This is a genomic window from Desulfosarcina widdelii (genome assembly GCF_009688965.1).
GTDB classification, from domain to species: Bacteria; Desulfobacterota; Desulfobacteria; order Desulfobacterales; family Desulfosarcinaceae; genus Desulfosarcina; species Desulfosarcina widdelii.
The window spans coordinates 3,021,502-3,033,072 of record NZ_AP021875.1 but is presented as its reverse complement, the minus strand read 5'-3'; the positions used below and the strand labels follow the sequence as shown (position 1 = coordinate 3,033,072).

9 protein-coding genes are annotated in these 11,571 nt (G+C 57.8%); 5 read left to right on the top strand and 4 right to left on the bottom strand.

The features are described 5' to 3' along the window. Positions 1-15: 15 nt before the first annotated feature. The 4 genes from GN111_RS14230 to priA form a co-directional block, all read right to left on the bottom strand. On the bottom strand, positions 16-1,611 hold the full coding sequence (locus GN111_RS14230; protein ID WP_170302288.1) for a SidJ-related pseudokinase: 1,596 nt from the start codon (positions 1,609-1,611) through the stop codon (positions 16-18). Positions 1,612-1,616: 5 nt separating this feature from the next. Next, positions 1,617-2,237: an HAD family hydrolase gene (locus GN111_RS14225; RefSeq protein ID WP_197740549.1), complete on the bottom strand. Its 621-nt coding sequence runs from the start codon at positions 2,235-2,237 to the stop codon at positions 1,617-1,619. An 87-nt stretch (positions 2,238-2,324) separates the two neighbouring features. Beyond that, complete coding sequence (locus GN111_RS34200; RefSeq protein WP_262987170.1) at positions 2,325-3,119, bottom strand: DUF1573 domain-containing protein; 795 nt, start codon at positions 3,117-3,119, stop codon at positions 2,325-2,327. Between the two features lie 92 nt (positions 3,120-3,211). Beyond that, entirely contained in the window at positions 3,212-5,677 is a 2,466-nt protein-coding gene (gene priA, locus GN111_RS14210; protein ID WP_231715740.1) for a replication restart helicase PriA, read from the bottom strand. Between the two features lie 204 nt (positions 5,678-5,881). On the opposite strand from priA, the gene GN111_RS14205 reads away from it, so the two are divergent. The 5 genes from GN111_RS14205 (at position 5,882) to GN111_RS14185 (ending at position 11,523) form a co-directional block, all read left to right on the top strand. Further along, positions 5,882-6,181, top strand: a complete 300-nt coding sequence (locus GN111_RS14205; RefSeq protein ID WP_155304382.1) for a hypothetical protein — start codon at positions 5,882-5,884, stop codon at positions 6,179-6,181. Between the two features lie 68 nt (positions 6,182-6,249). Further along, entirely contained in the window at positions 6,250-6,876 is a 627-nt protein-coding gene (gene upp, locus GN111_RS14200; RefSeq protein WP_155304381.1) for a uracil phosphoribosyltransferase, read from the top strand. Between the two features lie 259 nt (positions 6,877-7,135). Beyond that, the gene (locus GN111_RS14195) at positions 7,136-9,700 is read left to right on the top strand and encodes a PEP/pyruvate-binding domain-containing protein (protein ID WP_155304380.1); all 2,565 of its coding nucleotides are present in this window, start codon (positions 7,136-7,138) and stop codon (positions 9,698-9,700) included. Between the two features lie 70 nt (positions 9,701-9,770). Beyond that, positions 9,771-10,238 (top strand): protein-tyrosine phosphatase family protein, encoded by a 468-nt coding sequence (locus tag GN111_RS14190; protein WP_155304379.1) that lies wholly within the window; start codon positions 9,771-9,773, stop codon positions 10,236-10,238. A gap of 49 nt (positions 10,239-10,287) precedes the next feature. Further along, positions 10,288-11,523, top strand: a complete 1,236-nt coding sequence (locus GN111_RS14185; protein WP_155304378.1) for an MFS transporter — start codon at positions 10,288-10,290, stop codon at positions 11,521-11,523. The last annotated feature ends 48 nt before the right edge of the window (positions 11,524-11,571 follow it).

The window sequence follows — 11,571 nt, the reverse complement described above, 5'->3', positions numbered from 1 at the left end:
GTGTAGCAAATCATATCAGGGGGAGCCGATGCTATTTTGCCGAGCATACCGGCCGGTCATACATACCGCCGACATGGCGGCTACGGCCTCGATAAGTTCAGGCAGGGAAATCTGACGATTGAAATCGCCTAGATGGGGGCCGCTGCGAATGAGGATGTCTTTTTCTCCGCGGATCATCCCTTCCCGCTGTTCGGCGTCGTAGCCCCGCTCTTCCAGAAAGCCGAAAAACTGGCTGTCGCTCAGGGCCTTCTGATCGGCGCGCCGCAGCAGTTCGGTCATGTAGCGGTCCACCCCCATCTCCTCGATCATACGTTCCACGAGCCGATCAGCATCCAGCGGCAGCGGTATACTCGCTTGTGACCCAGTGAACCCGCTGTAATAGTTCCGGAAAATTTTCCGGATCATGGATCCAAGCAACTGTCGGTCAAACAGATCCCGGGTGTCCAGCGGGTTCCCCTTTTCATCCCATCCCACCTGGGTGGTTTCCCGGCAGCGAAAAACGCTGCCGGCCACCAGCAGAAGACTCAGCAAGTGGCTTCCAATATGCCGGTACAACGTTTGACTGCCGCCCGACAAGGGTTCCAGATGCTCGAAGTCGCGCAGCCCGGACAACCCGAAGTTGGGAAAGCGGCACGAGTCCAGCCACTGGTCCAGACGTCCGGCGCGGAACCACTGGTAGCGGCCCTGATCATCGCGTCGCAGACGCTGGGTTCGGTTGTGGAACAGCGGGATGGGGGCATTGTGGATCACCCCGCCGGCAGTCAGTCGTCCCAGTAGGTAGGCGTTGCGGGCCAGTATTTCTGCCGCCGATTTTTCGTTGACGCCATGGTGGTTGGGATAGACGAAGTAGTCCCGATGGGCGAGAAAGGCCACGGCAATTTTATCGGGATGCCGGTCCACCGCGGCCGGCGGTGACAGCGGAAGGCGGTCCATGCGAAACAGGCAGTGGCCGCCGAACAGCAGGGGGACTGGAATGTGAAACCGGCGGTCGAAGGCAAAGCCGGGCTTTCGCAGGCGCTCCATCCATCTGATCTCTCCGGCCAGTTCCCCCGGGGTGTCACCGGATTTGGCCAATTTGACCACCAGCAGGCGGTCCCGGGAGTCGGTCGGCGCCACCAGGCTGCGTCCTATGTATCGGGGGGCGGCAGTGAGCTTCAGCCCGTTGGATTTCGTCAGGCGTTCCCAGTCGATTGCCGGGGGACGGGGCTCTTTACCGGCCGTTATTCGGGGTGGGATAATGTGGACCGGCAGGCTGCCCATCGCTTCGGCAATACCCCGGTGGGCGCTGCCGTTGGTGACAAGCAACATTCGGTTCAATGATGCCAGCGCCATCTCCCCCAGCTTTGCGCTTTCCTGTGCCGTTGCCAGGTCCGTCATGACCGACGCCGCTTCCCGGAACAGAAAATAGGACTGCCTGATTTTGCGAAACACCCGGGTCCGGAGAAGATCTTCGAGTGCATCAAGGGTTTTTTCGTCGAGAACGCCGGTGTGTTTGCGCGCCAATCGCCGCAGGTCGGCGACGGCGTGATATTTGGCGATAAAATCGTAATGGGGGTGGGTCAGGGCCTCTTCGGACTGCGCTTTGAGCGTAGCGGGAAAGGAGGACGGCACGATTTCTAAAAATCCAGTAGATCTGCAATCTCGGACAACTGCCGGATGTGACGATCCGCCTTCAGTTCCGGATTGCGGTAGGCCACGAAGAAAATGCCGGCTTGCCTGGCCGCCATCTCATCCACCTGCGAGTCGCCCACATAAATGACCTCATCGGGCAGGACGGCAAAATGATCGACCACCTTGTTGAGGGCTTCGGGGTGGGGTTTGGGAAATGTCACATCCAGTGCACAGACCACCAGATCGAAAAGGTGATCGATGCGGTTGTCCACCAGCACATGAGCCATGGTGTCGGTCCGGTTGGTGGCCACTGCGGTTTTATACCGGGGGTGAAGACGCTCCAGCAGCTCGACCAAACCGGGTTCCATCTGCATGTATTTGAGAAACGGCAGGTATCCCAGTTTCTTGCGGTAGGCGTGGGCGGCCTCGAGGGTGGCGCTGTCCGGAATCAGAAAGGCCAGCGCTTCACCGACGGTGTGCATATGGGCATAGGCCAACTGCTCCGGTGTCATTTCCGGCAGGTGGAAACGATCCAACAGATGGTTGTAATAGGCGCGGTTGGCCTCCCGGCTGTCGAACATAACGCCATCGCAATCGAAGGCGACCACTTTGGTTTCGGCTGTCACAGTTGCCTTTCCTTCATTCACGACAAAGAGCATCGACGATAGAGGATCGATGCTCTTGTCTTTTCCTTCATTTGGGTAATGAATGCCTTACCCGCCCGTGGCGTTCTTCTGGCCCGGTGCGGATGCCGGCCTGGGCTCGGCGGCAATAATCTGCCCGTAAACCGGAACCCTGAGAGAGGATTTCACCGGGCTGTCGGTAATCAGGGTCAGGGTGTCGGCATAGCGGCCTGTCGCCTCTCTTTTGTTTTCGATGGTCAGGATGTATCCATCGATCCCTTCCTTACTGAATTCTTCTATCGAAAAAGCGATATCTTTGCCGCTTCTGGCCTTAGCCTTGGTAATTTTGAACGGATAAGCCTTCTCGCGGGTGATGGTGATCTTTTTTTGGATGTCGGTTCCCGATCTGCCAACCAACCGTGCGTATTTGGGCTCTATCTTTACAAAATTGAGCACCTTGCCTGAAATGGAAAGGGTGATGCGGTTGTTGGCCGGGTCGCTGGTAAAGACCTGGATCTGCTTGTTCATGGTCCGGCCGCCGTAGCCGTTGGTATGAACCTTGATGCTGATTGTTCCCTCGCCGCCGGCGGGGATCTGCCTCGGATAGGAGGCTACCGAACACCCTCAACCGGTTTTTACCTGATGAATGGCAAGAGCTGCCTCGCCGAAATTCTTGACGGTAAAATCGTGGGTCACTTCCGCGCCGTCAACCACCGGTGTGAATTCGTATTTCAACTCCGGTATAACGGCGACGGGCGCAGCTTGAACGGTGGTTCCGGCGCTGGAAGACGCCTTTCCTGCGGCCTGATCCGACGCCCCGAAACCGGCCGTTGCGCCCCACATCAGCGCCAGCATGACCATTGGGATAACTATTCGAAATCTCATTTTTTTCTCCTTAATCAACCAGCCGCTGACTGCCGGCTGTTTTTGCAAAAGCCAAAAAAATATTTTTATGCCTGACTTCCACTTCTGTCAAGTTACATCAGGAAAAACGGATCGACATCGACGGAAACCCTGATGTCGCGGCCCGTCGCGACTGAGTTTGGGCCTTGCATCAGTTCGTGGACCAGTCGGTGAAGTCCGGCCACGTCGGGGCTGCTGATTAGCAACTGCCAGCGGTGGCGGTTGGCGATGCGCGCCAGCGGGGCTTCGATGGGCCCCATTAACTTCACCCGGCTGCCGCCGGGACCGGCGTTGGCCAGCATTCGCCGACCGTTTGTTCCTATCTTTCCTGCCATTTCGGCGGTTTTCTGCGGATCTTTACCGGAAATGCGCACGGCCACCATACGGGAAAAAGGTGGGTATGCCAAGGCCTTGCGAAAGCTGATTTCCTGGTCGAAAAATTTTTTGAAATCCTGATTCTTTGCCGCGCCGATGGTGAAATGGTCGGGATTGAAGGTCTGCAGGACCACCTTGCCCGGGTGCTCGCCGCGTCCGGCCCGTCCCGCCACCTGGGCCAACAGTTGAAAGGTTCGCTCCCCGGAACGAAAATCGGGAAAATTGAGGGTCAAGTCGGCGCACACCACCCCCACCAGGGTAATGCCTGGGAAATCGTGCCCCTTGGCCACCATCTGGGTGCCCACCAGAATGTCGATGCGACGGTGTTTCAGGTCCTTGAGCAGGCGCACGATAGCGCCTTTACGATTCATGGTGTCCCGGTCCATGCGCGCCACCCTTGCGTCGGGAAACAATTGCACCATGGCTTCCTGAACCTTTTCGGTTCCCATCCCCAGCAGCTTGATGTCCTCGCTGCCGCATGAGGGGCAGGCTGATGTGGCCGCTTTGGTAAACCCGCAGTAATGGCAGCGGAACGCATTGGCCTTTTTGTGCAGGGTCAGGGAGATGTCGCAGTTTTTGCATCGCAGGGCCTGACCGCAGTGGGCGCAGATGGGAAATGCGGAAAATCCCCGACGGTTGAGAAAAATCAAGGCCTGGTTGCCTTCGTCCAGGGTATTGCGGATTTCCTTTTGCAATTGAGGCGTGATGTAGCGTTGGATGCCGCGCTCATCGCGGGATAGGGAGAGATCCACGGTCCGGATCTCCGGCAGCGGTTGACGATTGATGCGTTTAGACAGCGTGGCAAGATCATATTTGCCGATGGTGACGTTGTGCCAGGATTGGACGGAAGGGGTGGCCGACCCAAGAATTACCAGGGCCTTGTGGTGACGGCCCCGGACGACGGCCAGGTCCCTTGCGTTGTAGCGCAGTCCGGTTTCCTGCTTATAGGAAGAATCGTGTTCTTCGTCGACGATGATCAGGCCGACATCCGTAAAGGGTGCAAAGATGCAGGATCGGGCGCCGATGGCAATAGCCGCCTCCTCCTTGACGATTCTCAACCACTGGTCGTAGCGTTCGCCCCGGCTCAGTCCGCTGTGAAGCACAGCCACCCTTTCTCCAAACCGGGCCCGGAATCGGCGTTCGGTCTGGGAAATGAGGCCGATTTCCGGCACCAGCACCAACACCTGCATTTTTTTGCTGATGGCTGCCCGGGTCAGTCGCAGATACACCTCGGTTTTCCCGCTCCCGGTGACACCGGCCAGAAGGACGGTTTTGAATCCGCGGCCCAGCAGCGGGGCCATTTGGCGCACGGCCCGGGTCTGCTCGCCGGTGAGCCGGGGCGTGGTGTCCGGTTCGATGGGGTCGCCAAAGGGGTCCCGACTGATCGTTTTTTCGTACACGGCGACCTGTCCGGCCTTCTGCATCCCCCGCACCAGCGTGGCGGCGGTGGGGATGCGTTTTTTCAACGCCGGGACGCTCAGATCGCCTTCGGCTTTCAGGATGTCGCAGATGGCCCGGCGCTGCCGGGACAGTCGACGGGAAAAATTTTCGCTTTTTTCAAGGGCGACCATGCGGATCGTTTTGGGCCGGATCCGACCGCCTTCGATGCGCCGGTCCAGCAAGAGCCATTTTCGTTGACGCATTCGATGGATCAATGCCCATGGCACCGGCCGGCCGATTTTTTTCTGTAGCTGCTTGATGCTGGCCGGTCCTTCCGAAAGAGCGGCAAGAATCGACTTTTCTACAGGTCCGGTGGATGACGATGCCAGGGCCTGTATTCCGTTTTCGTCTATGGTCAGAACCGCGATGTCGGTCATGTTCAGCCCGGCGGGCAGGGCCGTGTTGACCACCAGCCCTGGTGGATGCATGTAGTAACTTGCGATCCACTGGAAAAACGGGATCATGGTTTCGGGGAAAAGGGGACTGTCGTCGAGTACATCCAGGATCTGCTTGATCTCCCGGCTGTCCGTTTGCCGGTCCGGCCCGATCAGGTATCCGGTGACGGTCCGCCGGCCAAAGGGCACCAGCACCCGCATTCCGGGACGGGCCTGGTCGGACAGGTGCGCCGGAACGCTGTAGCTGAACGTCTCGTAGACTGGGAGGACCACGGCCACGGTTACATGTTGCCGGGGTGGGTCGACGGAATTGTCATCAATAGGGGCCACAGCGAATTTTAGCTATAATCACTTGAGGTTGGATAGAATATGCCCATGACGGCAAGTGGATGACAACCATTATAGGATCCGCAAACTGTGTTTTCAAGCATTTCATGCGTTGCAAGTGGTTCCAATACCTGCTAATATTATTAAATTCGACAGTTTACCCTTATTGTCCGGGAAGACCGACCCATCAAAAAAGGAGGAAACGAAATGATCTCGATTTTAAAACGCGCTATCATTCTGCTGACCGCGCTGGCACTGATCGCAGTTCCCTGTACGACCTGCCTGGCGGGCGAACTTGATCAGGACAGTGATCTCGTCGGAGGGAAAATGGCCGCCGATGGTTTGATTGTAAGACCCCTGGGTCTTTGTGCCACGGTAATCGGTGGAGCGGTATTCATTGTCTCCTTGCCGTTTTCCGCTTTGGGCGGAAACACGAAGCCTGCCTACGATCACCTTCTGGCCGACCCGTTCAATTTCACGTTCAACAGGCCTTTAGGCGATTTCTAACCGTTTGATGAGAACGAACATTAAGAAAAGCCGACATTGCACTACTGTTTGCCGTAAAGGAGGATCTTTTGCCCGTACACTGCGTTGAACACCCGCTTATCAGACACAAAATCGGCCTTATGCGTGGGCACGATGTGACCACAAAAAAATTCAGGGAATTGGCCAATGAACTGGCAACGCTGCTCACCTATGAGGCGACCAAGGACCTGGAAACCGAGACCAGTACCATCCAGGGATGGGCCGGCGAGGTGGTCGTTGAAAAAATCAAGGGCAAGAAGATCACGGTCGTTCCCATTCTTCGCGCTGGTTTAGGGATGATGGACGGCGTTCTGAACCTGATTCCTTCTGCCAAGGTGAGTGTGGTAGGGCTTTACCGCAACGAAGAGACCCTGGAACCGGTTCGCTATTATGTGAAAATGACCAGCAACATGGAAGAGCGCATCGCCCTCATCCTGGATCCCATGCTGGCTACGGGCGGAACGTTGGTGGCGACCATCGACCTTTTGAAAGAGTCCGGCTGCCAGCAGATTCGCGGATTGTTTCTGGTTGCCGCTCCCGAGGGGCTTAAACGTTTGGAAAAGGCTCATCCCGATGTGGATGTCTACGTGGCGGCCATCGACGAAAGACTCAACGACATCGGCTATATCCTTCCGGGTCTGGGAGATGCCGGCGACAAGATTTTCGGGACCAAGTAAATCAGGATCGGTTCGAAAAGGCTGTGGAACGAGCGCCCGGCTATCGGCCGGGCGCTTTTTTTGCTGGCGTTCACAGGGAAACGCATCTGCGTTGTTCCCGGGCACTTGAAGGTTGACCAAACCGTCTGCGCACCCGGCGCCTCACATCTGCGGCACCCTGTGAACGCTTACTGATCAGAAAGCTGCAGCATATTGGGCATTTCAACCCCGTGAACGCGTATTTTTTTAGGCCGGGGCCGCCTCTGACCCCGTTTTTGCCATGATCAAGAACCTTTTTACATACTGGACCCTGCAGCTTTTCAAGCCCGGTGCGGTGATTCGAGAGAAATACACCGCCTTTCAGTCGCTGCTGGATAAGGACAAGCAGGCCCACGAGAAAATGGCCGAGTTGGAAGAGATCTACTACGATCAGATGCCTGTCGATCTCAACGTCATCGAAGCCAGATACCGGGAATTTGCCGATGCCGTCGGCAGCATGATCGCCGATCTGGCAAGGGTGGCGCCGGGGAAATACACCTCCCTGGGCAGGTTCCACAAACGATTCGACGATTATGTGCGTTTCATGCTGGGGCCGCCAAAAAGGCCCGTGGAGCCGCCCTATGTATTGAACCTGAACGAGCGGCAGGCCCGGGATGCCTCTCTGGTCGGCGGCAAGGCCGCCAAGCTGGCCTGGGTATCGCAATCCGTCGGGCTTCCCGTCCCGGCCGGTTTTGCCGTTACCACCCGAGCCTTCCATCGATTGATTGAATTCAACGATTTGGAGGATCCGATTGCCGCTGAACTGGAGCGTCTGGACATCAACAGTCCGGCGTCGCTGGCCGAGGTCTCGAATCGGATTGGCCGGGCTATCGGCCGGGCAGCGGTTCCCCCGGAGGTGGCTGACGCGATCCATGGCGAATTGGACCGGCTGCAGGCGACTTGCCGCTTTACCGGGCGATTCGCCGTTCGCAGCAGCGCCGTGGCCGAGGATACCAAAAGTTCTTTTGCCGGCCAGTACAAGACCGTTCTGAACGTCCAGGCCACCGATATCGTCGAGGCCTATAGAAACGTTCTGGCCAGCAAGTATGCACCGCCGGCCCTGGTCTACCGGATCAACTACGGTCTGGCGGACCGTGAAACCCCCATGGCCGTTCTGGTGGTGGAGATGATCGACGCCATGGCCAGTGGGGTCCTGTATACCGGGCAGCCCGCCGCGAAGACCGGTGGGCGGCTGTCGATCCACGCGATCTGGGGGCAGGGGCAGGCGCTGGTGGATGGTGCAACGGTTCCGGCCGTTTTTCGGGTTGCCGCCACCGACCCGCCGACCCTGGTGGCCCGGCGCCCGCATCGCCAGACGCAGCAGCAGGTTTTCGATCCGGAACGGGGCCTTGTTGCACGCCCGCTAAGCGACAAACAGGCCGGCAACCCGCCTATCGGGGAATCTACGGCGCTTTCTTTGGCACAATGGGGCATGTCCCTTGAAGACCGCCTGGGAGAACCCCAGGATGTGGAATGGTGCCTGACCCACGCCCGTCAACCGGTCCTGCTGCAGGCCCGACCCTTTCAGGCCGAATCGGGTTCTCCCATCGGCGGCCGGCCGGTGTGTTCCTTTGAAGACGTGGACAACGAGGTGCTGGTCGCCGACGGCGAGCCTGCCGCCGGTGGCATCGCCGCCGGCAGGACGATACGGGTTATGCAGATCGAGGACCTTGCCCGCGTGTCCGAGGGTGCGGTTGTGGTCACCCGCAATATTCCACCCGATTTTGCCGCTGCCGTGAATCGCATGAATGCCGTGGTTGCCGAAGCCGGCAGCTTTGCCGGACACTTTGCCTCCGTGGCCCGCGAATTCGGAATTCCCACCCTTGTAAACGCCGAAGGGGCCTTGGATGCTCTACCGGAGGGGATTGATGTCACGGTCAATGCGGAAACCGGAACCGTGTATCGCGGCGTGGTGGAAAGCATGGTCGAAAGTCCCTGTGCCCGCCGGAACCTGCTGGTTGACAGCCCTTTTATGAAACGCTTGGGGGCGATCATGAGCTTCATTTCAGCGCTGGAACTTGTAGACTCGCAAAGCGCTGATTTTACCCCGGAAGGCTGCCGCTCCCATCACGATATCCTGCGGTTTGTCCATCAAAAAGCCGTGGAAGCCATGTTTCAGCTCAGCAATATCCGATTTCGCAAAGTCGGGGGTTCCAGGAAGCTGAAATTCGGTATCCCCATGCTTTTTTATGTGATCGATGTCGGCGGTGGGTTCGCCGAAGGCGCCGGCGACCGGATCGAACTGGACTCGACTCAGATTGCCAGCCGGCCCCTGCAAGCGCTGATCGGCGGGTTGACCCACCCGGATATTCAATGGGGAAACTTTTCCCACTTCGACTGGGAGTCCTATGACAAAGTGACCTTGAGCGGCGGTTCCGCCAATCCGGATTCGGTGATGTTCGCCAGCCACGCCATCATTTCCGACCGCTACGCCAACCTGAACCTGCGTTTCGGCTACCATTTCGTGATTCTGGATACGGTCTGCAGCGCTGAAGAAGCGGACAATTACATTTTATTGCGCTTCTCCGGCGGGGGTGCCGATATCGATAAACGTCGGCTGCGGGCCCTCTTCCTGAGCCAGGTGTTTCAGCGGCTGGGGTTCGACGTAACCCGCACGATCGATCTCATTGACGCCCGGTATGGGGCTGACAGCCGGGCCAACACGGCCCGCACTCTGGACCGGGTCGGGCGCCTGCTGGGCGCAACCCGCCTGATGGACATGTACCTGAAGGATGAAACCATGGTGGATGCCTATGTGGACGAATTCATGGCGGGGCGGTATCACTTTTCCAACGTGGATATATAGGCATGGCGGTTTTGCAAAACTTACGAAATCCGATAAAAAGAAACGCGCGCATCGTAGAGAGGAATGACCGGTGAGTGGTTACAAACTGACTTGGATTACCGAACAACTGGCGGCGGGCCACGCACCGCATTCCTACCAGGATCTGGAGGAAATCAAAGCCCATGGAATCAGCTCGATCGTAAATTTGTGTAGTGAATTTAAAGAGTTGTACGAGATTCAGCAGGAAACCGGGTTTGCGGTGTGTTTTCTCCCGACGCTTGACGAATGTGCACCTGATATGGAAAAAATGGAAGCCGCGCTTCGATGGGTAGACAGGCAGATCGCCAAAGGACGAAAAGTATTGGTGCATTGCCGTTTTGGGGTAGGGCGCACCGGTACCTTTGTGGGCGCCTACCTGATGAGAACGGGGTTGAGCCTCAAAGATGTCGAGAAAAGGTTGAAAAAAAACCGCACCAACCCGTCCAACTACTGCCAGTGGAAATTGCTCCGCAAATATAGCATCGCCTTAAAAACGAGGATGGCCGGTAGGCCTGATTAGGGAGCGAGCCAGTAGATGAAAGCATCCTTTTCATGAGTGGCCGGTTTGCATGAAGGTTTCCCTTGCGACCAGCTTGCGTGTCTTTTTTCCCTTTGCCGCCGGTTATTTTCTTTCCTATCTCTACCGGGTGGTCAATGCGGTGATCGCACCGGACCTGGTGGGCGATCTGGGCATCGGACCCTCGGCCTTGGGGCTTTTGACCGCGACTTATTTCATCTCCTTCGCCTCCTTTCAACTGCCGCTGGGATTGCTGCTGGACCGCTACGGCCCACGGCGGACCGAGTCCGTTCTGCTGATTTTTGCCGCCGGGGGCGCCTATCTGTTTTCCCGCTCCGGAACCCTGGTCGGTCTGGTGGTCGCCCGGGCATTGATTGGTTTCGGTGTTTCGGCCTGCCTCATGGCGGCCTTTAAAGCCTATACCCTGTGGTTTCCCAAAGAGAAGTGGCCCCTGGTGAACGGTTTTCAGATGGCAGCCGGAGGTCTCGGTGCGCTGGCGGCGACCTCGCCGGTGGAAGCTGCCCTGCAGATCACCGATTGGCGCGGCGTTTTTATGGTCCTGGCCGGATTGACCCTGGTGGTGTCCGTATCCGTTTATACGGTTGTACCGCAAAAATCGTCCAGCGGTGCAGGGGAGCGCTTCAGCGATGCGCTGCAGGGGGTGCGGACGGTGTTTACCAGCCTGGAATTCTGGCGGACGGCGCCGTTGACCACCGTGTCCCAGGCCGCATTTCTTTCCATCCAGGGACTGTGGGCCGGTCCCTGGCTCAAGGACGTGGCCGGGATGGACCGCATGGCTGCTGCCGGCATCCTTTTCTGGATTGCCGTAGCCATGATCTGCGGATGGATTTTGCTGGGATCACTGGCAGAACGTCTCAGCCGTTCTGGCATCCCCGTGCGCAGCACAGCGGTGACAGGGATGAACCTTTTCATGGGAACGCAGGTCTTATTGCTGGCAGCGCCCATCGCGTGGGCAAAATTCGTCTGGCCGTTTTTCGGTTTCTTCGGCACGTCCGGGATTCTTGCCTATGCGGCGTTGTCCCAGAAATTTCCGGTTCATCTGTCCGGGCGGGTCACCACCGCCATCAACCTGCTGGTCTTCGTGGCCGCCTTTGCCGGCCAGTGGGCCATCGGCCTGGTCATCGGCCTCTGGCCAGTGGGCGAACACGGAAGCTACGCCCTGGCCGGCTACCGGACCGGGTTCGGTCTCATGATTGGCCTTCAGGTTTTGTCCGCCATCTGGTATTTTGTGGCCGGCCGATTGATCCGAATGCGGTCCGACCAATAACGTCAAATATTCTTTTAACGGGTCCGGTCGATTCGGGGCTTTGGAGGT

What these genes read in the sequence shown, in the direction of transcription:
- GN111_RS14195 (WP_155304380.1), top strand. Translation starts at nt 7,136, where the DNA reads ATGATCAAGAACCTTTTTACATACTGGACCCTGCAGCTTTTCAAGCCC.
- GN111_RS14185 (WP_155304378.1), top strand. Translation starts at nt 10,288, where the DNA reads ATGAAGGTTTCCCTTGCGACCAGCTTGCGTGTCTTTTTTCCCTTTGCC.
- GN111_RS14205 (WP_155304382.1), top strand. Translation starts at nt 5,882, where the DNA reads ATGATCTCGATTTTAAAACGCGCTATCATTCTGCTGACCGCGCTGGCA.